At 68.0% G+C, this 23,545-nt stretch carries 17 protein-coding genes, 1 tRNA gene and 2 riboswitches; of the genes, 11 read left to right on the forward strand and 7 right to left on the reverse strand.

Translation table 11 applies throughout. The features are described 5' to 3' along the window. Positions 1-55: 55 nt before the first annotated feature. Positions 56-1,807: a diguanylate cyclase gene (locus JTE92_RS29550; protein ID WP_063240889.1), complete on the forward strand. Its 1,752-nt coding sequence runs from the start codon at positions 56-58 to the stop codon at positions 1,805-1,807. A gap of 56 nt (positions 1,808-1,863) precedes the next feature. On the opposite strand, the gene JTE92_RS29555 is transcribed toward JTE92_RS29550, so the two are convergent. Further along, a tRNA-Arg gene (locus JTE92_RS29555) sits at positions 1,864-1,939 on the reverse strand. Between the two features lie 455 nt (positions 1,940-2,394). On the opposite strand from JTE92_RS29555, the gene JTE92_RS29560 reads away from it, so the two are divergent. Then, positions 2,395-3,288, forward strand: a complete 894-nt coding sequence (locus tag JTE92_RS29560) for a c-type cytochrome (protein ID WP_063240888.1) — start codon at positions 2,395-2,397, stop codon at positions 3,286-3,288. Between the two features lie 70 nt (positions 3,289-3,358). On the opposite strand, the gene hemN is transcribed toward JTE92_RS29560, so the two are convergent. Then, a complete protein-coding gene (gene hemN, locus JTE92_RS29565; protein WP_063240887.1) occupies positions 3,359-4,855 on the reverse strand; it encodes an oxygen-independent coproporphyrinogen III oxidase in 1,497 nt (498 codons plus the stop codon). A 181-nt stretch (positions 4,856-5,036) separates the two neighbouring features. Between hemN and JTE92_RS29570 the strand changes: the two genes are divergently transcribed. Further along, positions 5,037-6,158, forward strand: a complete 1,122-nt coding sequence (locus JTE92_RS29570) for an ABC transporter substrate-binding protein (protein WP_116386729.1) — start codon at positions 5,037-5,039, stop codon at positions 6,156-6,158. Between the two features lie 115 nt (positions 6,159-6,273). Here JTE92_RS29570 and JTE92_RS29575 read toward each other — a convergent pair whose 3' ends face one another. Continuing rightward, the gene (locus JTE92_RS29575) at positions 6,274-8,379 is read right to left on the reverse strand and encodes a UvrD-helicase domain-containing protein (protein WP_063240886.1); all 2,106 of its coding nucleotides are present in this window, start codon (positions 8,377-8,379) and stop codon (positions 6,274-6,276) included. A 251-nt stretch (positions 8,380-8,630) separates the two neighbouring features. Between JTE92_RS29575 and JTE92_RS29580 the strand changes: the two genes are divergently transcribed. The 8 genes from JTE92_RS29580 (at position 8,631) to JTE92_RS29615 (ending at position 17,643) form a co-directional block, all read left to right on the forward strand. Beyond that, positions 8,631-8,858 (forward strand): YMGG-like glycine zipper-containing protein, encoded by a 228-nt coding sequence (locus JTE92_RS29580; protein WP_063240885.1) that lies wholly within the window; start codon positions 8,631-8,633, stop codon positions 8,856-8,858. 104 nt (positions 8,859-8,962) lie between these two features. Beyond that, a riboswitch (glycine riboswitch) is annotated at positions 8,963-9,049 on the forward strand. Positions 9,050-9,070: 21 nt separating this feature from the next. Beyond that, positions 9,071-9,209, forward strand: a riboswitch (glycine riboswitch). Positions 9,210-9,305: 96 nt separating this feature from the next. After that, a complete protein-coding gene (gene gcvT / locus JTE92_RS29585) occupies positions 9,306-10,433 on the forward strand; it encodes a glycine cleavage system aminomethyltransferase GcvT (RefSeq protein ID WP_063240884.1) in 1,128 nt (375 codons plus the stop codon). Between the two features lie 99 nt (positions 10,434-10,532). After that, positions 10,533-10,913 carry a glycine cleavage system protein GcvH gene (gene gcvH / locus JTE92_RS29590; protein WP_063240883.1) on the forward strand — a complete coding sequence of 127 codons (381 nt, stop codon included), beginning with the start codon at positions 10,533-10,535 and terminating at the stop codon, positions 10,911-10,913. A gap of 116 nt (positions 10,914-11,029) precedes the next feature. Further along, entirely contained in the window at positions 11,030-13,960 is a 2,931-nt protein-coding gene (gene gcvP, locus JTE92_RS29595; RefSeq protein ID WP_063240882.1) for an aminomethyl-transferring glycine dehydrogenase, read from the forward strand. A gap of 151 nt (positions 13,961-14,111) precedes the next feature. Then, on the forward strand, positions 14,112-15,488 hold the full coding sequence (locus JTE92_RS29600; protein WP_063240881.1) for an L-serine ammonia-lyase: 1,377 nt from the start codon (positions 14,112-14,114) through the stop codon (positions 15,486-15,488). Between the two features lie 73 nt (positions 15,489-15,561). Next, positions 15,562-16,299 carry an MBL fold metallo-hydrolase gene (locus tag JTE92_RS29605; protein WP_063240880.1) on the forward strand — a complete coding sequence of 246 codons (738 nt, stop codon included), beginning with the start codon at positions 15,562-15,564 and terminating at the stop codon, positions 16,297-16,299. Between the two features lie 26 nt (positions 16,300-16,325). Continuing rightward, on the forward strand, positions 16,326-16,799 hold the full coding sequence (locus JTE92_RS29610) for an OsmC family protein (protein WP_063240879.1): 474 nt from the start codon (positions 16,326-16,328) through the stop codon (positions 16,797-16,799). 106 nt (positions 16,800-16,905) lie between these two features. Continuing rightward, on the forward strand, positions 16,906-17,643 hold the full coding sequence (locus JTE92_RS29615; RefSeq protein WP_371136936.1) for an alpha/beta hydrolase: 738 nt from the start codon (positions 16,906-16,908) through the stop codon (positions 17,641-17,643). A 37-nt stretch (positions 17,644-17,680) separates the two neighbouring features. Here the strand turns inward: JTE92_RS29615 and JTE92_RS29620 are convergent, their stop codons facing one another. The 4 genes from JTE92_RS29620 to JTE92_RS29635 all read right to left on the reverse strand — a co-directional run bounded on the left by JTE92_RS29620 (position 17,681) and on the right by JTE92_RS29635 (position 23,451). Beyond that, entirely contained in the window at positions 17,681-18,796 is a 1,116-nt protein-coding gene (locus tag JTE92_RS29620; protein ID WP_063240877.1) for a YbdK family carboxylate-amine ligase, read from the reverse strand. Continuing rightward, positions 18,796-20,019 (reverse strand): cation:proton antiporter, encoded by a 1,224-nt coding sequence (locus tag JTE92_RS29625; RefSeq protein ID WP_063240876.1) that lies wholly within the window; start codon positions 20,017-20,019, stop codon positions 18,796-18,798. The genes JTE92_RS29620 and JTE92_RS29625 overlap by 1 nt, the downstream gene beginning before the upstream one ends. Before the next feature lie 160 nt (positions 20,020-20,179). Next, on the reverse strand, positions 20,180-22,138 hold the full coding sequence (locus tag JTE92_RS29630; protein WP_063240970.1) for a tetratricopeptide repeat protein: 1,959 nt from the start codon (positions 22,136-22,138) through the stop codon (positions 20,180-20,182). Between the two features lie 161 nt (positions 22,139-22,299). Next, entirely contained in the window at positions 22,300-23,451 is a 1,152-nt protein-coding gene (locus JTE92_RS29635) for a branched-chain amino acid ABC transporter substrate-binding protein (RefSeq protein WP_063240875.1), read from the reverse strand. Positions 23,452-23,545: the final 94 nt, after the last annotated feature.

The raw sequence follows: 23,545 nt of genomic DNA on the forward strand, positions 1-23,545 counted from the left end.
GATCGCGAATGCAGTAGGCTGCGTGCACGGATTCAGGAACCCCCTGGAGTCACTCATGCGTCCCCGCCTTTCCGCACTGCTCGACCATCTCTGGGAGCAGGCAGTGCGCACGCCGCAACGCTTCGTGGTGCTGTCCTTTGCTGCCGCTGCCGTGCTGCTGCTGGTAATTTCCGCGCACGGGCTGGTGGTGCTGCGCGACCATGAAGTGCAGACCCTGCAGCAAACCCAGCAACTGCAGGTGGCCGGCATCAGTTCGGTGCTCAACGTCGAGACCGAGCGGCTGCGCAGCGTGCGCAATTTCGCCCAGCACCTGATCCGCCTGCAGATGGGCCCGCACGCAGTCGAAGCCGACCCGCCGCTGCAAGCCGCCTACGCGCACCGCAACGATGACCTGTGGCAACTGCCTGCGCCAGAAGGCGATGCGGTGCTGCTTGGTGTCGGCCCCCGGATGCTGGAAGGCATGGACAGCTTTTACCGTCGCGATGAAGACCTGCTCCCCGGCCTGTACGTGGCACGCGGCATCAGCCATCTGCTGAGCGCCGAGCCGGTCAATCCGTTGGTCACGCGCAAGCTCATGTATGTCTCCAGCAACGGTTTCTTTGTCGCCTATCCGCCGGTGCCGCCTGCACGCACAGCCGCCGTATTGCGTCGCGTCGACGATGCCGGCTTCCTGCGCGAGCACCTGCCGCACAACAACCCCGATCGCACCCTGCGCTGGCAGATGATGCCGGCCGGTGATGGCAGCGGCGACGTGTACCTGACAGTCAGCCTGCCGGTCTACCTGCACGCCCAGTTCCGCGGCGTGGCGATCTCAGGTATTTCGCAGCGCAGCCTGGATGCCTACCTGACCAACACCACGCGCAAGGGCGTGCGCAGCTTCCTGATCGATATCGACGGCCGCCTGGTCGGCGCCAGCACGCGCGACGTCAGGAGTGTCGAAAAATTTGCCGCGGCCGTGCCATCCGCCTCGGGCGAAGCCACGCCCCATGAGATGTTCCGTCGCGGCTCCGGCACGCTGCACCTGGCCGACGGCAGCCGCCTGATGTTCCAGCGCATCGGCAGCACCAACCTGATGCTGGTGGACTACTTCTCCGCCACGGACCTGCTGCTGCGCACCGCCTCGCACCTGAGCGTGGTGCTGGCGGCCAGCGCGCTGTCGCTGGCGGTGCTGCTGTGGGTCACGCTGCAGGGCTTCCGCAAGCTGTTCTCGCACTACCAGGCCCGCGGCGAAGCGTTGCGCGAACTGGCCGAGACCGACGCGCTGACCGGGCTGGCCAACCGCCGCGTGTTCGAGGCGCGTTTTGCCGTCGAGCACAGCCACAGCCTGCGCGAGAAGACGCCGATGTCGATGCTGATGATCGATATCGACCGCTTCAAGCGCATCAACGACAACTGGGGCCACGCCAGCGGCGACCGCGTGCTGAAGACGCTGGCCGACGTGATGCGCGCGACCGTGCGGGCCATCGACGTGCCGGCGCGCATCGGCGGCGAGGAATTCGCCGTGCTGCTGCCGCGTACCAGCATCGAGGAGGCGACCCAGACCGCCGAGCGGCTGCGCAAGATCCTGGGCCAGACAGTATGCGGGCCGGCCGCCGATGCGGCCGACATGGGCGATATCCGGTTCACGGTTTCCATCGGCGTATCGGATCTCGGCGCCGACGGCACCGACAACCTCGACACCATGCTGATGGTGGCGGACCGTCGTCTCTACGCCGCCAAGAATGCGGGCCGCAACCGGGTGGTCAGCGACGACCGCGTGCCGGAGCCGGCGGGCGACAGCGCGCCTGCTCCGGCGCCGACGGCCTGAGCGTCGCGGGAAAATGGCTGTGGTTCTTCGCGGAAAAGCGGGAATCCGGATGGGATTGGCGCGCCCGGCTGGGATCGAACCAGCAACCCCTGCCTTCGGAGGGCAGTACTCTATCCATTGAGCTACGGGCGCACAGAGACGGTTTTTCAACCGGTTTTGCGGGTACAGCGATTGCGGCGCGCGAATGCTGCCGCAGGAAAGTCGCATAGGATACCGCGTTTGCCCCGTGCCGTCCATGCGCGCTTCGCCGGGGTGGCCGTCAGACGTTTCGCAACCGCCGCTTTTGGCACTGGCGAAGGGTGGAATGGGGCTATAATCGCCAGCTATTTGCGTCAAAGCGTGCTCCTCACGCAGTCGACCGGGATCAAGGCTTTGCGGCTTGGTTTCGGCGACAATCCGGGGCCCGGTCCGGGAGACAGTCCGAGGCGCGCAGATGGCGACGGACCCAAGTCAGGCAATGGCCGCAAGGCAGCCTGGGCGGACTTCTGTCGGGCCCCTTGCGGGCCAGGCAGTGGTCAGACAAGGGCCAGATAAAGCAAGCCGAGGGTGAGCGGCCAGAAGGTTTCCTGCAAAACTGAGAGTTCTGTATGAGCGACGTCCACAACGAACACCACGAACACGAGTCTCCCATCAAGACACCCAAGCAGCTGATCGCCGTGGTGGTCGCGGCTTTCCTGGTACCGATCATCGTGATCGCCCTGCTGGTCAACTTTGTGGGACACGGCTCGACTGAAAGTGCCGGCGCGGTCACCACTGCAGAAGCCGTCAATGACCGCATCAAGCCGGTCGCGTCGCTCGAAATCAAGGATCCCAACGCACCGCGCGTGTTCAAGACCGGCGAACAGGTCTACAAGGAAATCTGCGCGGCCTGCCACGCCACCGGTGCGGCGGGTGCGCCCAAGTACGGTACTGCCGGCGACTGGACCGCACGAATCGGCCAGGGCTTCGACGGCCTGATGAAGTCGGTGGTGGCCGGCAAGGGCGCAATGCCGCCGCGCGCCGGCAGCACGCCTGACGACTACACCGATTACGAACTGGCCCGCGCCGTGGTCTACATGGCCGACGCCGGCGGCGCCAAGTTCCCCGAGCCGCCCGCGCCGGCTGCCCCGGCACCGGCCACCGCCGCGGCACCCGATGCCGCTGCCGCCCCGGCTGCTGCCGCTGCACCGGCACCGGCCGCGCCCCCTGCTGCTGCTCCGGCGGCTCCGGCAGCCGCTGCCGCGGCCCCGGCTGCTGCCTCTGCCGACGTCGGCAAGAAGGTCTATGACCAGGTCTGCGCCGCCTGCCACGCCGCCGGCGTGGCAGGCGCGCCCAAGTTTGGCGACAAGGCCGCCTGGGCGCCGCGCCTGAAGGAAGGCATGGACACGGTCCACAACTATGCGCTGAAGGGCAAGGGCGTGATGCCGCCCAAGGGTGGCTACGCCGGTCCGGACGCCGACGTGATCGCCGCGTCGGACTACATGGCGAACGCTGCCAAGTAAGACACGACTGCGCTGCAAGCAACAACGCCCGCGAGATTTCGCGGGCGTTTTCATTTTTGCCTGGCGGCGATTACACGACGCGCGAGTAACGCGCCCGCGGCACGATGCGGATCGGCTGTACGCCGTCGTTGGCGGCAGGAGTGGCGGCCTCGCCTTCCAGCCCGGCGACCGCGGCGCGGGCGGCATCGTCGCGCAGGTAGCGGTCGAACACCATCGCCACGCGCCGCACCAGCAGGCGTCCCAGCGGCGTGACCGTGATGCGGGCGGGCTCGACCTGCACCAGGCCGTCGGCTGCCAGGGTGGCAAGTTCGGCCAGTTCCGGCGCGAAGTCGGTGCCGAAATCGATGCCATGGCGCCGCTCCAGCGCGGGAATATCCAGCACGCCGCTGCACATCAGCGCGCCGATCAGCTCGCGGCGCAGATGATCGTCGGCGGTCATCGCCACCCCGCGCGCCAGCGGCAGGCGGCCCTGGTCGAGCGCGCCGTAGTACTCGTCCAGCGTGCGGGCATTCTGCACGTAGCGCCCCGCCACCGCGCCGATCGCTGAGATGCCGAGGCCAAGCTGGTCGTAGCCGGCGTGCGTGGAGTAGCCCTGGAAGTTGCGCTGCAGGCGGCCTTCGCGCTGCGCCACGGCGAGGTCGTCGTCGGGCAGCGCGAAGTGGTCCATGCCGATATAGACGTAGCCCTCGGCGGTCAGGCGTTCGATGGTGGAGACCAGGATGTCGAGCTTCTCGCCGGCCGGCGGCAGCGCGCTTTCGTCGATGCGGCGCTGCGGCTTGAACACATGCGGCAGGTGCGCGTAGCTGTAGACCGCAAGGCGGTCGGGCCGCAGCGCCAGCACCTGGTCGATGGTGCGGCCAAAGCGTGCGGCGGTCTGGTGCGGCAGGCCGTAGATCAGGTCGAGGCTGACCGAGCGGAAGCCGAGCCGGCGCGCGGCGTCGACCACGCCACGGGTCTCTTCGTACGACTGGATCCGGTGGATGGCCTGCTGCACCTCGGGATCGAAATCCTGCACGCCCAGGCTGACGCGGTTGAAACCCAGCTCGGCCAGCAGCGCCATGCGGGTGTCATCGACGCGGCGAGGGTCGATCTCGATGGAATGCTCGCCATCGGGCGGCAGTTCGAAATGCTCGTGCAGCAGCGCCATCACGCGGCGCATTTCGTCGGGATCCAGGAAGGTCGGCGTGCCGCCGCCCCAGTGCGACTGGAGCACGCGCCGGCGTGTGCCGAGCTGCGCGGCCAGCAGCGCCATCTCGCGGCCCAGGTACGTGACGTAGCGGGCGCTGCGGCCGTGGTCGCGCGTGATGATCTTGTTGCAGCCGCAGTAGTAGCAGATGTTCTCGCAGAACGGGATATGCAGGTACAGCGACAACGGCGCGGGCGCATCGGCACGGCAGGCGGCCAGGGCGTCGTGGTACAGCGACAGGTCCGGGCCGTTCCTGAAACGGTCGGCAGTCGGGTAGGAGGTGTAGCGCGGGCCGTTGCCGTCGATGCGGCCGGCGAGTGCGCGAAAGTCCGACAGCGCGCGGCGGTCGGGCGCAGGGGTAGTCATGGCAAGCGGATTCATGGGGGCGCGGGGGAACGGTTTTGACAGCTCATGCTAGGACCGCACGCCACCCATTGCGTTGATCGTCGTCAAGCGCAGCACCTGCACGGCACCGGCACGTGGGCGCTCCGCGTCACACGGCGGTCATACGTGGCGGATACGCTGCGCGCTGGCGCGGCTTGCGCCCCTTTCCTATTGCGCGATGCCGATGCCGGACTCCCTGCCCCCGACCTCCCTGCCGTACCTACCGCTGCGCCGGCGCCTGCTGGCTGTCGGCGCGGCCGCGCTGGCGCTGCCCGGCGCACCGCTGCTGGCCCAGTCCCCGGCGCGCCGCACCGTGGTGGTCGGCCACCTGATCGACCGCAGCGGTGCGCAGGCCGACCTGGCCCGTGATTACCTGGCCGGCGCCAAGGTGCTGTTCGACGCGGCCAACGCCGCCGGTGGCCCGATACGCATCGTCCACGTGGTGCGTGATGCCGATCCCGATCCGCGCCGCGCGCTGGCGCAGGCGTTGGCGCTGGCCGACAGCGAGCACGCCGAACTGATTTTCGGCGCCGGCGACCGCATCCTGCCGGCGCTGGCGTCATCGGCCGAGCTGGCCCGGCGCGGCGTGCAGATCGTCGCGCCGCTGTCTGGCCTGGCGCTGGCGGAGGACAACGTCTGGTTCACCCGGGCCGACTACCAGGCCGAACTCGATGCCGCGGTGCGCCAGCTGCGCAGCTATGGCCTGAGCGCCATCGCGCTGGCGGTGGCGCCGGACTTCGCCACGCCGTCGCTGGCCCGGCTGGAGGCGCAGACCGGCACGCGCGCGGTGCCGCTCGATCCCAAGGCCGATCCGGGTGCCGCCGCCGCGGCACGGCGCATCGCAGCGGCCCGCCCCGGCGCGGTGATCGTGGCGGGCGATACGCTGGCCTATGCCGGACTGGGCCGCGCGCTGGCGGCGCAGGGCTGGTATGGCTTCCTGGTCGGCCTGTCGTCGGTCAGTGCCACGGTCGCGCGCGAGATCCTGGGCCCCGGCTATGCCGGCGGCATGGTGCTGACCCAGGTTGCACCGGGTCCGCAGCAGGCCACGCTGCGCGTGGTCAGGGAACACGTGGCGCGCATGAAGCAATACCTGGATGAGCCACCGTCTTCGGCGACGCTGGCCGGTTATATCGGCGCCGCATGGCTGGCGCGGGCGCTGGCCGGCGCGCGCGCCAGCGGTGCCGCTGAGTTGCGCCGGGCGCTGCAGGCTCGTGTGGACGTGGGCGACTTTACCCTCGACTTCAGCCACGGCCAGCGCGGCTCGCAGTACGTCACGCTGGCCGTGTCAGGCGCGCGGTAGCGACAGGCGCGCGCAGGCCGCCGTCGGGACGGTTGGACAAAACCAGCTCGCCGCCATAGCGCCGCGCGCGGTCTTGTCTGCCTGGCAGGGTTTTGTATCGGGACTGTACTGCATCTCAGCCAGCCGCCGTCTTGCCCGGGCCGCCGAGCAGCGCCTTGAGCGCGCCGAGCCGGTCCTTGGGGCTCATCGCCGGGGTTTCGTCCTTGGGTGCCGGCGCTTCTTCCAGCTTCATCTCGCCGATAAAGCGCGACGGCTGGCACGAGTAGGTCTCGCGCGCACGCTTGCGCTTCTTGCACCAGCTGATCTGCAGGCTGCGCTGCGCGCGCGTGATGCCGACGTACATCAGCCGGCGCTCTTCCTCGATCTTCTCGTCGGTCATGTCGTCGTCTTCGCGGCAGTGGGGCAGGATGCCCTCTTCCACGCCGACCAGGAACACGTGCGGATATTCCAGCCCCTTGGAGGCGTGCAGCGTGGACAGCCGCACGGCGTCGGGATCTTCCTCGCGCCCTTCGAGCATGCTCATCAGCGCCACGGTCTGCGTCAGTTCGAGCAGGTTCTTGCCTTCGCTGCCGAAGCCGTCGGCGTTGTCGTAGCCGGTGGCTTCCTCGCCCTCGGCCGCTTCCGGCTTGGTGCCCTTGCGCTTGAGCCATTCGAGGAACTCCAGCGTATTGGTCCAGCGCGACTGCGCCTGGCGCTCGTCGAAGCTGTCGTACAGGTAGGCCTCGTAGTGGATGCCGGCCATCAGGTCGTCGAGCACTTCGGTGGCCGGATCTTTGGCCGCGCGGTCGGCCAGCCGCACCATCGATTCGCAGAACACCCGCAGCGGCTCCAGCTGGCGCGGCTGCAGCTTGCCCTCGATGCCGCCCATCATCGCCGCCTCGAACAACGACACCTTGGCCTGCCCGGCGAACGTGCCCAGCACTTCGAGCGTGGTGTTGCCGACGCCGCGGCGCGGCGTGGTGATCGCGCGGATAAAGGCGGGATCGTCGTCGGGATTGGCGATCAGGCGCAGGTAGGCGCAGATGTCCTTGATCTCGGCCTTGTCGAAGAAGCTCTGGCCGCCCGACAGCACATAGGGAATGCGCTCGCGCCGCAGGATCTGCTCGAACAGCCGCGCCTGGTGGTTGCCGCGGTACAGGATGGCGTAGTCGCGGAACTGCGCGCGGCGCTCGAACTTGTGCGCCGACAGGCGGAACACCACCGACTCGGCCTCGTGCTCCTCGTCGTTCATCGGGTGGATGGCGATGGGATCGCCCATGCCGTGCTCGCTCCACAGCTTCTTGTCGAAGAGCTTGGGATTGTTGGCAATGACCGCGTTGGCCGCTTCCAGGATGCGCACGGTGGAGCGGTAGTTCTGCTCCAGCTTGATCACCTTGAGGTCGGGGAAGTCGGTCTGCAGCCCGCGCAGGTTGTCCAGGGTGGCGCCGCGCCAGCCGTAGATGGCCTGGTCGTCATCACCCACCGCGGTAAAGGCCGGCGCGCGCAGGTGCGAGCCGCCCGCCAGCAGCTTGAGCAGCTGGTACTGGCAGGCGTTGGTGTCCTGGTATTCGTCGACCAGGAAGTAGCGCAGCCGGTTCTGCCACTTGAGCTGCACCGCCTCATTGCGCGCGAACAGCTCCGCGGGCAGGCGGATCAGGTCGTCGAAATCCACCGCCTGGTAGGCGTTCAGCGTGGCGACGTAGTTGCGGTAGACCAGCGCGGCCTGGTGCTCGTCGGCATTCCCGGAAACCGCGGCCTGCGCGATCGCGGCCTCGGGGTCGACCATGCCGTTCTTCCACAGCGAGATCGTGCTCTGCACGCCGCGGATCAGCTTCTTGTCGGTGGTGCCGAGCTGCTCCTGGATCAGGCCGAAGCAGTCGTCCGAGTCCATGATCGAGAACTGCGGCTTGAGGCCCACGTGCTCCGCCTCCATGCGCAGGATCTGCACGCCCAGCGAATGGAAGGTGCAGACCGTCAGCTGCCTGAGCGGGATGCGCTTGCCTTCGCGCGTGGTCTTGCCTTCCATCAGCTTGCCGATGCGCTCCTGCATCTCCTTGGCCGCCTTGTTGGTGAAGGTCACGGCGGCGATATGGCGCGGCTCGAAGCCCTTGTCCTCGATCAGGTGCGCGATCTTCTGCGTGATCACGCGGGTCTTGCCGGAGCCCGCCCCGGCCAGCACCAGGCAGGGGCCGTCCAGGTAGCGGACGGCTTCGGATTGGGCGGAATTCAGGCCATGGCTCATGCGAAGGGCGGTCGGGAGATGGGGCGGCGAGGCGCGCGCCAGGGGCAGGCAGCACACGCGCCCGGCGGCAAAGCTGTCGATGTTAACACGCTGGCCGCGACCGGTCAGTCAGCACCTGCCGCATCGTCGCCCCTCCTTGTGTCACTGGCGTAACACTTCGTAAAGCCCGGAGCCAATGAACCTGCGCCAGGTTCTAACCATCATGTCCAGGCGTGTCTCGGACATGCAATATCCATCACTCGGAGCCAACAATGAAAACCCTGCAGAGATTGACCAAGGTGGCCCTGATCGGCGCGACGGTCGCGGCATTCGCCGGTTGCGCGGACATGACCCCGAAGCAACGCAATACCGCCATCGGCGCGGGTGCGGGTGCCGTGGGCGGCGCCATCCTGACCGAGGGCAGCGCACTGGGTACGCTGGGTGGCGCGGCCGTGGGCGGCGTGATCGGTAACGTCGTGACCGACGACAAGCGTAAATAAGGACGCTGCGATCCACCCCTGGCGGCGGGGCGCAGGAACGGGTACAGCCGCCGGGCGGCCGTCCGGCCTGGTTTGACAAAGGCCGGGGCCTCCCGTACATTGCGCGCATCCGACCGGGAGAGCGCGCACAACTGCGCCGCCGAAGGGGTATCACCCGAAAACTCTCAGGCACCACGGACCGTTCGGATCGGCATGCAACATGCACACGATGCATGCCGAACTCTGGAGAGCGGCACCCGCCATGCGTGGCGAGCGTGCCCACCGAAGGGGCGCGCGAGGCAGATGTTGATCGGATCCGGTCCACCGGATCCGCCTCGTAATCTCTCAGGTATCGAGGACAGAGGGGTCATCCGCCGCAGCGGATCGCTTGGCCATTTGGGCATAGCGATCGTTGCGGCGGATGGCCCTTTTTTGTTTTCGCAACCCGACATTGCCCCCGAGGATTCCATGACGCTCCAGGCCACGCCCCTCAATGCCATCCACCGCGCCCTCGGCGCCCGCATGGTCGACTTCGGCGGCTGGGATATGCCGGTCAACTACGGCTCCCAGATCGAAGAGCACAATGCCGTGCGCACCGACGCCGGCATGTTCGACGTGTCGCACATGTGCGTGGTCGACCTCAGCGGCGCCAATACCCGTACCTTCCTGCGCGGCCTGCTGGCCAACAACGTCGACAAGCTGCAGACGCCGGGCAAGGCACTCTATTCCTGCATGCTCGACGAAAAAGGCGGCGTCATCGACGACCTGATCGTCTACTTCTTTGCCGAGGACCGTTTCCGCCTGGTGGTCAACGCCGGCACCGCGGTCGGCGATATCGACTGGATCCGCGCCCGCAACGAGGCCACCGGGAGCGGCGTGACCATCACGCCGCGCCGTGAAGACGTGGCGCCCGAGGGCGTGCAGCCGCTGGCGATCGTCGCGGTGCAGGGGCCCAACGCCCGCGCCAAGGTGTGGAGCACCTTCCCGTCGACCCAGCCTTCCGACGCGCTCAAGCCCTTCAACGCTGCCGTGGTCCAGGACTCCGCGCTCGGCGAGGTCATGGTCGCGCGCACCGGCTACACCGGCGAAGACGGTTTCGAGCTGGTCGTGCCGGCGGCCAGCGTCGCCGGCCTGTGGGAAAAGCTGAACGCCGCGGGCGTGCGCCCGGCTGGCCTGGGTGCGCGCGACACGCTGCGCCTGGAAGCCGGCATGAACCTGTATGGCCAGGACATGGACATCAACACCTCGCCGCTGGACGCGGGCCTGGCCTGGACCGTCGACCTGCAGAGCGAGCGCGACTTCACCGGCAAGACGGCGCTGGCCGCCAACGGGCAACAGCAGCAGTTCCTCGGCCTGATCCTGCGGGACAAGGGCGGCGTACTGCGTGCCCATCAGAAAGTCATCACGCCTGCCGGTGACGGCGAAATCACCAGCGGCACCTTCAGCCCCTCGCTGTCGCAATCGATCGCGTTCGCGCGCCTGCCGAAAGGCGTGAACGTCGGCGACACCGTGCAGGTGGAGATTCGCGACCGCAAACTCAACGCGACTGTGGTTAAACTGCCGTTTGTGCGTAATGGCAAGGCACTCGTGAGCTAAGGGAAGCACCCGCTCACCCAACGGTCGCCCTCGCCTGCCGGCAGCGTTGCCGGGCAGGCATCACCCAACAAGAAACAGATCTGAATCCGGAGAACCTTCATGAATTTCCCCGCCGACCTCAAATACACCGAGTCGCATGAGTGGGTGCGCGTCGAAACCGACGGCACGCTCACCATCGGCATCACCGACCACGCACAGGACGCGCTGGGCGACATCGTCTTCCTGGAACTGCCCGAGGTGGGCAAGTCGGTCGGTGCCGGCGACGCGCTGGCAGTGGTCGAATCGGTGAAGGCCGCTTCCGACATCTACGCCCCGGTGGCCGGCGAAGTGATTGCCGTCAACGAGGCCGCCACGGCCGCGCCGGAAAGCGTCAATGCCGACGCATTCGACGCGTGGCTGTTCAAGCTCAAGCCGGCCAACAGCGACGACGTCAACGGCCTGATGTCGGCCGACGCGTACAAGGCCAGCGTCGGCGCCTGATATTTCGTCGTTCCCGCCCACGTGCCCTTTGGGTATGCGCGGGAACGACAAGCGAATTTGCAGCGCTGCGGCACGGCTGACCACCTGCCGCGGCGCTCCCCACGAGGTTCTTGCCCATGAACGCCCCGCTTCCCATGACCGCCGCCCAAGGTAACCGGCCCACGCTGGCCGAACTGGAGGCGCGCGACGCCTTCGCCGCCCGCCATATCGGCCCCGATACCCCCGAACAGCAGCACATGCTGAAGGTGCTCGGCTACGACAGCCGGGCCGCGCTGATCGATGCCGTGATCCCCGCCGCCATCCGCCGCCGCGACGGCATGCCGATGGGCGAGTTCACCGAGCCGCTGAGCGAGGAAGCCGCGCTGGCGAAGCTGCGCGGGCTGGCCCGCAAGAACCGCGTGCTGAAGAGCTTCATCGGCCAGGGCTACTACAACACCGTCACGCCCGCGGTCATCCTGCGCAATATCTTCGAGAACCCGGCCTGGTACACGGCGTACACGCCCTACCAGCCGGAAATCTCGCAAGGCCGCCTGGAAGCGATGCTGAACTTCCAGCAGATGGTCACCGACCTGACCGGCCTGGATATCGCCAATGCGTCGATGCTGGACGAAGGCACCGCCGCGGCCGAAGCGATGACGCTGCTGCAGCGCGTGAACAAGCACGACTCGAACACCTTCTTCGTCGCCGACGACGTGCTGCCGCAGACGCTGGAAGTGGTACGCACACGCGCGCTGCCGATGGGCATCGAAGTGAAGGTCGGCCCCGCCGCCGACGCTGCCGCGGCCGGCGCCTTCGGCGTGCTGCTGCAGTACCCGGGCGTGAATGGCGATGTCAATGACTACCGCGCCATCGCTGCCGCCGTGCACGCCGCCGGCGGCCTGGTGGTGGCTGCCGCCGACCTGCTGGCGCTGACGCTGGTCACCGCGCCGGGCGAATGGGGTGCCGACGTGGCCGTGGGCAACTCGCAGCGCTTCGGCGTGCCGCTGGGCTTTGGCGGCCCGCATGCCGGCTACATGGCGGTGAAGGATGCGTTCAAGCGCTCGATGCCCGGCCGCCTGGTGGGCGTGACCGTCGACGCGCAGGGCAACAAGGCGTATCGCCTGGCGTTGCAGACGCGCGAGCAGCATATCCGCCGCGAAAAGGCCACCTCCAACATCTGTACCGCACAGGTGCTGCTGGCCGTGATGGCATCGATGTACGCCGTGTACCACGGCCCGCAGGGCCTGAAGCGCATCGCGCAGCGCGTGCATCGCCTGGCCGCGACGCTGGCCGCCGGCCTGGAACAGCTCGGCTTCGCCCGCGCCAACGCCACCTTCTTCGATACGCTGACGCTGGAAACCGGCTTCAACACCGAAGCCATCCACGCCGCCGCCACCGCGCGCGGCATCAACTTGCGCCACGTCAGCGCCACCCGCGTCGGCGTCTCGCTGGACGAGACCGCCACGCGTGATGACGTCATCGCGCTGTGGGAAGTGTTCATGCACGGCAAGCCGCTGCCGGCGGATCTCGACTTCGACAAGGTCGAAGCCGCCGCGCAGGACGCCTTTCCGGCCGAGCTGGCGCGCACCAGCGAATACCTGACGCACCCGGTGTTCAATACCCACCACGCCGAGCACGAGATGCTGCGCTACCTGCGCATGCTCGCCGACAAGGACCTGGCGCTGGACCGCACCATGATCCCGCTGGGCTCGTGCACGATGAAGCTGAACGCCACCAGCGAGATGATCCCGGTGACCTGGCCCGAGTTCAGCCAGATCCATCCGTTCGCGCCGCTGGACCAGACCGTGGGCTACCGCGAGATGATCGACCAGCTCGAGGCCATGCTGTGCGCCGCCACCGGCTACGCTGCAGTGAGCCTGCAGCCCAACGCCGGCTCGCAGGGCGAGTACGCGGGCCTGCTGATCATCCATGCGTATCACGCCAGCCGCGGCGAAAGCCATCGCGACATCTGCCTGATCCCGTCGTCGGCGCACGGCACCAACCCGGCGTCGGCGCAGATGGCCGGCATGAAGGTGGTGGTGGTGGCCTGCGATGAAAACGGCAACGTCGACCTGGAAGACCTGGCGAAGAAGGCCGAGCAGCACAGCAAGAACCTGGCTGCGATCATGATCACCTACCCGTCCACGCACGGCGTGTTCGAGCAGGGCGTGCAGCAGATCTGCGAGATCGTGCACAGGCACGGCGGCCAGGTCTATGTCGACGGCGCCAACATGAACGCGATGGTCGGCACCGCCGCGCCGGGCCAGTTCGGCGGCGACGTGTCGCACCTGAACCTGCACAAGACCTTCTGCATCCCGCACGGCGGCGGCGGCCCGGGCGTGGGTCCGGTTGCGGTCGGCGCGCACCTGGCGGACTTCCTGCCCAACCAGGACAGCGTCGGCTATCGCCGCGACGACCGCGGCATCGGCGGCGTGTCGGCGGCGCCGTTCGGCTCGGCCAGCATCCTGCCGATCTCGTGGATGTATATCGCGATGATGGGTTCGGCCGGCCTGACCGCCGCCACCGAGAACGCCATCCTGGCGGCCAACTACGTGGCCAAGCGTCTGGCGCCGTACTACCCGGTGCTGTACACCGGCCAGCACGACCTGGTCGCGCACGAGTGCATCCTGGATGTGCGCCCGCTGCAGAAGGAAACCGGCATCAGCAATGAAGACGTGGCCAAGCGCCTGATGGACTACGGCTTCCACGCGCCGACCATGAGCTTCCCGGTGCCGGGCACGCTGATGATCGAGCCGACCGAGAGCGAGGCGCTGCACGAGCTGGACCGCTTCATCGACGCGATGATCGCGATCCGCCAGGAAATCGGCCGCGTCGCCGACGGCACGTTCGACCGCGAGGACAACCCGCTCAGGCACGCGCCGCACACCGCCGCGGTGGTGACCGCCAACGAGTGGACCCACAAGTACACGCGCGAGGAAGCCGCCTATCCGGTGGCATCGCTGCGCACGCAGAAGTACTGGCCGCCGGTCGGCCGTGCCGACAACGTGTATGGCGACCGCAACCTGTTCTGCAGCTGCGTGCCGGTCAGCGACTACGTGGTCGACTGACGTGCATCCAGGCCGGTGCCGCCGCGACCGCGGTGGCCCGGCGGTGGCACTATCCTCAAGCTGACGGGCCCGCCGGCGGCGGTGTCTGTCGGCGTACTTCGACCGCCTAACAAGAGCCTCTTCAGGGCCATCCCATCGCTGGAGACATTCCGTGGCAGTCAGCGTCTTCGATCTGTTCAAGGTGGGCATCGGCCCGTCGAGTTCGCATACCGTGGGCCCGATGCGCGCGGCCCTGATGTTCGCGCAGGGGCTGGAGCGCGACGGCCTGCTGGCGCAGGTAGCCAGCGTGCGGGTCGAGCTGTACGGCTCGCTCGGCGCCACCGGCAAGGGGCACGGCACCGACAAGGGTGTGATCCTTGGCCTGATGGGCGAGTCGCCCGACACCATCGATCCCGATTCCATCGACACGCGGCTCGCGGCGTTGCGCAAGGCGCGCCAGTTGTCGCTGCTGGGCCGCCATATCGTTCCCTTCGTCGAGAAGGAGCACATCGCGTTCTACCGCCGCGAGGCGCTGGCGGAGCATCCCAACGGCATGAAGTTTCATGCCTTCGACAGCAGCGGCGCGAGCCTGCGCGAGGCGCGCTACCTGTCGGTGGGCGGGGGTTTCGTGGTCACCGCCGGCGCGCCCAACACCCAGGTGCTGAACGCCGCGCAGCAGTTGCCGCATCCGTTCCGCAGCGGCAAGGACATGCTGGAAATGGCGCAGGCCAGCGGCAAGAGCATTGCGCGGCTGATGCTGGAAAACGAACTGACCTGGCGCAGCGAGCAGGAAGTCAACGACGGGCTGCTGCATATCTGGGACGTGATGCAGGCCTGCGTCGCGCGCGGCTGCCGCACCGATGGCGAACTGCCGGGGCCGTTCAAGGTGAAGCGGCGCGCCCCCGAGCTGTACCGCAGCCTGACCGAGCGCGCCGAGCGCACCTTGTCGGATCCGCTGTCGGTGATGGACTGGGTCAACCTGTACGCCATCGCCGTCAATGAAGAGAACGCCGCGGGCGGGCGCGTGGTGACCGCGCCGACCAACGGCGCCGCCGGCATCATCCCGGCCGTGCTGCATTACTACGACCGCTTCGTGCCGGGCGCGAACCAGCAGGGCGTGGTCGACTTCCTGCTGACCGCGGGCGCGATCGGGCTGCTGTACAAGCTCAACGCATCGATCTCCGGGGCCGAGGTCGGCTGCCAGGGCGAGGTCGGCGTGGCCTGCTCGATGGCCGCCGGTGCGCTTGCCGCGGTACTCGGCGGCAGCCCGGCGCAGGTGGAAAACGCGGCCGAGATCGGCATGGAGCACAATCTCGGCCTGACCTGCGACCCGGTCGGCGGGCTGGTGCAGATTCCGTGCATCGAGCGCAATGCGATGGCGTCGGTCAAGGCGGTCAACGCGGCGCGCATGGCGCTGCGAGGTGACGGCACGCACTACGTATCGCTCGATTCGGTGATCAAGACCATGCGCGAGACCGGCGCCGACATGAAGACGAAGTACAAGGAAACGGCGCGCGGCGGACTGGCGGTGAATATCGTGGAGTGCTAAACCGACGTACATTGTCCATGGTTTGCGGCGTATCATGGCGGCGTTCCCCGACTGCAGAACAAGAGGGCCCGCCATGCAGACCTTCCACCAGCTCTTTGACGAAACCTCGTCCACCTTCACCTACCTGCTGATCGATGCGGAAACGAAGGACGCGCTGCTGATCGACCCGGTCGACCATCAGTTCGAACGCGATCTCGCGCTGGTCAAGGAGACCGGCGCACACCTGGCCTGGGTCATCGAGACCCACGCCCACGCCGACCACATCACCTCCGCCGGCCATCTTGCGATGCAGACCGGCGCGCACACCGCGGCGCCGTCGGGCTGCGAGATCAAGCCGGCACAGAAACAGCTGATCGACGGCGACACTGTCGCATTCGGCAAGCAGGTGCTGCGCGCGATCCATACGCCCGGCCACACCGCCGGCAGCATGAGCTACCTGTGGGAAGAGCCCACGTCCGAGGGCATCGTGCGCCGCGTCTTCACGGGCGACGCCCTGCTGATCGATGGCTGCGGCCGCACCGATTTCCAGTCGGGCGATGCCGGCACGCTGTACGACAGCCTGACCCGCAAGCTGTTCGCGCTGCCCGACGACACCCGGGTCTATCCCGCGCACGACTACAAGGGCCAGACCTCCTCCACCATCGGCCATGAGCGCGCGCACAACAGCCGCGTATCCGGCCGCACGCGCGAGGAGTTCATCGAGATGATGCGCAACCTGAACCTGCCGCGGCCCAGGCTGATCGATATCGCGGTCCCGGCCAACCGGCGCCTGGGCCTGCGCGACGGCGAGAGCGTGCCGCACGGCGCCTGAAGCATTCCAACCTTGGGAGTCTGCGCATGTCCGTATATACCGCCGAAGTCCTGTGGCAGCGCGACGGGCAGGATTTCACCGGCAACCGCTACAGCCGCAGGCACGTGCTGCGCTTCGACGGCGGCGCGGAAGTCCCCGGTTCATCGTCGCCCCATGTGGTGCCGTTGCCGATGTCGGACGCCAGCGCGGTCGATCCGGAAGAGATGTTCATCGCCTCGCTGTCGAGCTGCCACATGCTGTGGTTCCTGTCGCTGGCGGCGAAGCAGCGCTTTGTCGTCGACCGCTATGTCGATGCCGCCACCGGCCTGATGGAAAAGAACCGCGAGGGCCGGATGGCGATGACGGTGGTGACCCTGCGCCCCCAGGTCACCTTCTCCGGCGAGCGCGAACCCACCCGCGACGAGCTGGAGCGCCTGCACCATGCCGCGCACGATGCCTGCTTTATCGCCAGCTCGGTCCGGACCGAGGTGCGGTGCGAACCGGTGGTCGCCGGCGCCTAGCGCATCCGCCATGCCGGCCACCGCGCTGCCTGCGGCACGGTCCGCGTCGGCGCGGCGCCTGCTGCGCTGGCTGCTGGCCGGCGTGGTCCTGCTTGGATCCGTCCTGATGCTGCAGGATCGCTTCCTCTACTTCCCCGGCAAGGCCTCGGTCGACGACATGGTCGCGCCCGGACTGCGCGCATGGCCGGGCCCGGATGATTTTCGCGGCCTGCTGGCCGAACCGCACGGACCCGCCCGCGCCACCGCCATGGTCTTCCACGGCAATGCCGGGCATGCCGGCCATCGCGGCTACTATGCCAGCGTGCTGACGCGGCTGGGCATCCGCGTGATCCTGGCCGAATATCCCGGCTATGGCCCGCGCGACGGCGCGCTTGGCGAGCGCAGCTTCGTCGACGATGCCGGGCAGGCGATTGCGCTGGCCCGGCGCCAGTTCGGCGGCCCGCTGCTGCTGGTCGGCGAATCGCTCGGCGCCGGTGTTGCCGCGGCCGTCTCGGCGCGCCAGCGCGAGCACGTCGATGCCGTGCTGCTGATCACGCCGTGGGACAAGCTCGCCCACGTCGCCGCCCACCACTATGCATGGCTGCCGACCGGATGGCTGCTGCGCGACCGCTACGACAGCGTGACCCACCTGGCCGCCTTTGGCCGCCCGGTCATGGTGGTCGTGGCCGAACGCGACAACATCGTGCCGCCCCGGTTCGGCAAGGCGCTCTATGAAGCGCTGGACGAGCCCCGCCGCCTGGCGGTCATCGACCATGCCGGGCACAACGACTGGACCGGATACGTCGACGAGGCATGGTGGCGCAACGCGCTCGCGTTCCTGCTGCCGCCGCCCGCATCCCGCTGATCCGCGCGTGCGCCGCCGCACACGGCGGCGGGTGCTGCTACACCGCCCAGCGCTCGCACGCCTTGCGCACGGTCTCGCGCTGGCTGCGCGCGTCGGCATCGGTCTGGCGCAGCCATTCGGCATCGCCGTCGCGGCGCTCGGCCAGCACGCGGATATTGGCCAGCGCCGGCAGCGAACCGAGCGCCTCGGCATGCGGCACCAGCGCATCGCAGATCGACAGGATGTGGTCGGCGATCGGCATCCGGGTCAGCTCGTTGGGATGCACGTATTCGCCGTCCAGCCCGAAGCGGCACGCCTGGAAGCGGTTGAAGGTGTACACCAGGTAATCGTCTTCCTGCGGCATGAACGGGCGCGACAGGAGCAGGTAGCGCGCCAGCATCTGGATATAGGCGGCGATATCGCAGGCGCGCTGCACCGTCAGCGGCGTGTCCATCACGCGGACCTCGATGGTGCCGAACTCCGGCTTGGGACGGATATCCCAGTAGAAGTCCTTCATGCTCTCGATCACGCCGGTATTGCGCATCTTCTCGAAGTACGCGGTGAAGGCATCCCACGTCAGCAGGAAGGGCGCGCGCCCGCTCATCGGGAAGGCCGCGACCGAATTCAGGCGCGCCGAGGCAAAGCCGGTATCGACACCCTGCACATACGGCGACGACGCCGCCAGCGCGATGAAGTGCGGCACGTAGCGGCCGATGGCGTGCAACAGGAACAGCGACTCGTCCGCTGTCGGGCAGCCGATATGCACGTGCTGGCCGAACACGGTGAACTGCTTGGCCAGGTAGCCATACAGCTCGGAGATGTACTGGTAGCGCGGCGAGTCCGAGATGGTGCGGTCGGACCATTGCATGAACGGGTGCGTGCCGCCGCCGGAAATGCCCAGGTTGAGCGAGTGCGAGGCCGCCACCATCAGGTCGCGCATGGTGGTCAGCTCGTCCAGCGCCTGCTGGTAGCTGTGGCAGATACCCGTGCTGATCTCGATCATCGACGGGCTGATCTCCGGCTTGATGTCGCCGGCATGCTCGGCGCCCCTGAGCGCACGCAGCAGGTCGGGCGCGAACGGCGCCAGGTCATAGTCGTGGCGGTTGACCAGCTGCAGCTCCAGCTCCACGCCGAAGGTCAGCGCCTCGGATTGCTTGAACGATTCGAGCGACATCAGCGCCCTCCCCCATTGGCCCGGGATTCGCCGGCGAAGCGCAGCGCCCACGCTGCCATCACCGGGCCGAGCAGTTGTTCGATCGCCAGCGCGCACAGGATGATGGCGGCCAGCGGCTGTCCGGTGCCGGGGTAGATGCGCGCGACGTCGCTCATCAGCAGGTAGGCCAGCCCCGACATCGGCGCCAGCGCCACCCCCAGCGCCATGCACTGGCGCAGGCTCAGGCCGGAGAACGATCCCAGCGACACCACGCCGGCAAACTTGGCGAGGTGGCGCAGCAGCACCAGCACAACGGCATATGCGCCACCCACGACCCAGTCATGCGCGGTCAGCGGCAGGCCCAGCGACACCACCATGACGATGATCAGCAGGCTGCCGGCGCTGCCGAAGTGCGGCGGCCACACATGCGGCTGGCTGTCCTGGTGCTTGAACACCACGCCGGCCAGGAGCAGCGTCAGCGGCATCGACAATTTTAGTACCCGGGTCAGCGCCAGCGTGAACAGCACCAGGCCCACCAGCACCAGGAAGCTGTAGTGGTCATCGGCCGACATGCGCTCATAGATCACGTGGCCGACCTTGCCCGCCACCCATGCCAGCAGGCACGACCCCACCAAGAGGTAGAGCGGGTGCAGCAGCGCGGCGCCCAGGTTGCCGTATTCGGAATGCAGCCAGCCGGTGGTCAGCTGCACGATCGCGGCGGCGTAGATGCTGTTCAGCGCCGCCATTGCCATCAGCCGCTCGGTGACCTGGCCCTCTGCGCGCAGTTCATTCTTGAGCTGCAGCACGATGGTGGGCGAGGTGCTGACGGCAATGCCGCCGGCCAGGATCGCCACGCCGGGCGAGGCGCCGATCCATTGCAGCACCGCCGCGACCAGGCCCCAGGTCAGCAGGCTCTCGAAGGCGCTGGTCAGCAGCAGCCAGCGGTTGGCGCGCAGCCAGGTCAGCGACAGCCGGTGCCCGAGCTCGAACAGGGCCAGTGCCAGCGCCATATCGATCAGGATACGGGTCTGGTTGATCATGTTCTCGTCGACGATGCCGCGCCCGAGCAGCCCGGCGAACAGCCCCGCGACGGCATAGCCCACGATGCGCGGGCAGCGCAGCCAGCGGCGGCTTACCTCGCCCGCGAGGCCCGCGCCGACGAGCGCCAGCCCGACCCAGAACAGGCCGCCTGGGGCGAGGGGGAATGATGGAAATAGTTGGCTCAGTCCGTTCATGGTCGACATGGTAATGTAAGCACATCCCAATCCATGTCAGTGATTGTCCGACACCGCACCAAACGTACAACGAACTTCGGTCAAATTCTCGTAAAAAACGCTATTTACCGGAATAGATTTTTTTACATTTTGCGCGGAACCGAACGCGGCCAGGTACTGATGCGGCGTTTCAGACGCCCCAGACTTTCCAGCGCGGGCGGGTGGACTTCAACGCCGTCTCCACCTGCGCGTACAAAGCGCGCGTGGCGCCCTGTGCACCGCCACGGGCCCGTGCCTTGTCGAAGTAGGCCAGCGCCGTCTCGCGCTGCCGCAGCCCGAGCGCCGACTCGACCACACGCAGGCATACCTCGGCATCCCAGTCGTCGCGCACCGCAAAGGCCGCGGCGAAGTCCGCCATGGCCGCTTCGTGGCGCCGCGCGGCGTTATGGACCAGGCCGCGCTGCACCCGCGGACCGGCCTGGTCCTCGGGATCGCCTTCGGTCAGCGCGACCGCCTGCTCGAACATCGGCAGCGCGCGCTCCGTGTCGCCCAGTTCGCGCCACAGCAGGCCGAAGCGGTTGTACAGCCAGGCATCCTCGACCAGCAGCGCGCGGCGCTGCTGGGCCTCGATCTCGGCCAGCGCGTCGGCCCGGTCATGCTCGTCCATGCGCGCCATCTGCCCCTGCAGCAGCGCGGAAAAATGCGCGCGCGCGTGGGCCATCGGGTGCGCGGCCTCGCTGCGCGCCTCCACCGGCAGCGCATCCAGGCGCGCGTCCATGTGTGCCATCGCGGCGCGCGCGGCCTCGGCCGGTTCGGCGCCGCCCATGGCCTTCCACGCCGCGATCAGGCGGCTGAAGGCCCAGGTGACGTCGGCCGGGTTGCGCTCGAGCGGATAGCGGTTGAGCACCTCGCCGGCCAGCTCGACCACCTTGCCGTGCTGGCCCGCGCCGGCATGGCAGTCGAGCAGGTCGATCCAGTGGTCGATGAACTCGCTGGCGGCCATGCCCTGGCGATGCAGCGCGATGCGCTCTTCCAGGTGCGCGGCATCGGCGGGCAGGCTGCGCGCCAGCAGCCGGCACAACAAGGAATACACGTGCGGATCGGCATTGCCGCCATGCCCGGCGGCATCGCCCTGGCCGGTGGCGAAATACTGGTCGTAGCACCTCACGCCATGGCGGCACGCGGCCACCAGCGCGGGGCGCAGCGCCGCCTCGGCGGCGGGGACTTCGTCGATGAACTCGCCCAGCGCCATGGCGGCGCGGTAGTATGCGGCGCCGTCGTCGGACTTGTCGGTGATGGCCAAGCGCAGCCAGGGCTCGCGTTCGGCATCCTGCGCGCCGGCCCTGGCCAGTTGATGGCGCCAGGCCAGTTCGCGTACCTGGGCCTGCGGGTCGGGCACCTGGCGCAGGTAGACGGCCAGGTCGTCGAGCGCGCCCTGCGTGTCGCCCACGCCCCAGCGCAGCGGCGCGCGCAGCCGGCGCGCCTCGGGATGGTCGGGATGCTCGGCCAGCACGCGGGCGGCCTGGTCCGCGGCGAGCGCGTCACCGGCAGCGGCGTCGAGCTGCAGCAGGTGCGGGTTGTCGAGCGCCACGCGTCCCAGGCAGACGCGCATCAGCGGCTCCACCGGCACGCCGGCGGCCTCGGCGCGGGCAACGTAGTCGCGCACCAGCGGCGTGATGTCCTCGGCGCCCAGGTCGGGATTCCGGAACATCAGATCGTGCCAGTAGCGCGCCGCGGCGGCCATGTCGTTCATGCGCAGCGCGGCCAGGCCGGCGTGGAAATGCGCCGGCCACTCGCCCGACAGCAGGCCGCTGCGCTGCGCGGCCTCGTGCAGCCACGGGCGCGCCTCGGCGTCGCGGCCGAGGCTCATCAGCATGGCGCCGTAGCGGTGCGCGATCACGCCGCGCGAGGCCCAGCGGTGCGGCGGCTGCAGCGGCAGGCTGTCCAGGCGCGCAAGCGCCTCGTCCAGCACGGCAAGCGCCGTGGCGGCATCGCCGTTGTCGAAGTGCAGCCGCGCGCGCAGCGTGACGAAATCGACCACCTCGGGCCGGGCCTGCGCAAGCTGGTCGGCGATCTGCAGGGCTTCGGCGAAGCGGCCCTGGTTGGCAAGCTCGATGGCGTGGTCGTAGCTGACTTCCGGCACGGACACGTACTGCTCCTTCTGCATTTTTGGTAAGCGAGTGCGGGATTATGCGCCATGAGGACGATCCGCATCCGGACAACCATCGGCACCGCAGCCGCTTTCCTTAAGCCTTTGCACAAATACAAAACGCCACCCGAGGGTGGCGTCCTGCCTGGCGGGCAGACTGCTTACTTGCCGCCGACCGTTTCCAGCACGGTCCACTTGCCGCCCACCACCTTATAGACGGTGATGCCGCCGTCCTTCAGGTCGCCGCGAGCATCATAGGCCAGCGTCTTGGTGGTCACGCCCTGCATGCTGGTCGCGGCCAGCACCGGCAGGTAGCGTGCCGGATCGGCCGAACCGGCCTTGACCATCGCGGCCATCATCGCGGTGGCGCCGTCATACGAGTAAGGCGAGTAGGTCTGCACCTTGGAGCCGAAGCGCTTCTCGTACTTCTTCTCGTAGGCGGCGCCGCCCGGCATCTGGTCCAGCGGCAGGCCGGCCAGGGACACCACGGTGCCTTCGGCGGCAGGGCCGGCCAGCTTCAGGAAGTTGTCGGTCTTGGACATTTCGCCCGACACCAGCGGGGCCTTGATGCCCAGTTCCTTGACCTGCTTGGCCATCGGCGCGGACTGGGTCTCGGCGCCGCCGTAGAAGATGATGTCCGGGTTGCTGCGCTTGATGTTGGTCAGCACGGCCTTGAAGTCCACCGCCTTGTCGTTGGTGAACTCGCGGCGCACGATCTTGCCGCCGGCGGCCTTGGCGGCCTTCTCGAACTCGTCGGCCAGGCCCTGGCCGTAGGCGGTGCGGTCATCGACGATGGCGATGTTCTTCGCGCCCAGCTTCTTCACCACGTAGGCGCCGATCACCGAACCCTGCTGGGTGTCGGAGGTCATCATGCGGAAGGTGGTCTTGAAACCCTGCTTGGTGTATTCCGGCGCCGTCGCCATGGCGATCTGCGGAATGCCGGCGCGGCTGTAGACCATCGACGCCGGGATGGTGGTGCCCGAGTTGAAGTGGCCGAGCATGCCCTGGATGCCGTTGTCGACCAGCTTCTGCGCGACCACCGAGCCGGTCTTGGGGTCGGCCTGGTCATCTTCGGAGACCAGCACGAACTTGACTTCCTTGCCGCCGATCTTGGGCTTGGTGGCGTTCATGTCCTCGATCGCGAGGACGATGCCGTTCTGCATGTCCTTGCCATACTGGGCCTGGCCGCCGGTCATCGGGCCGGCGTAGCCCAGCTTGATTTCCTGCGCCTGCGCGAAGGCGGCGGAGGCGCCGGTCAGGCCGGCCAGGGTCAGGGCAACGGTCAGTGCCGTCTTGTGGAATGTCGAGCTCATCAGATCTCCTTGGGTCCCAATTGGTGCCACGCTGTGCCGCGGTGGTGCCGGTATGGCGCCCTAAAGCGGCGTATTTTCTAGGCGCGGCCTGGCA

Origin of the sequence: Cupriavidus oxalaticus (assembly GCF_016894385.1) — a bacterium.
In the GTDB taxonomy this organism is placed as follows: domain Bacteria; phylum Pseudomonadota; class Gammaproteobacteria; order Burkholderiales; family Burkholderiaceae; genus Cupriavidus; species Cupriavidus oxalaticus.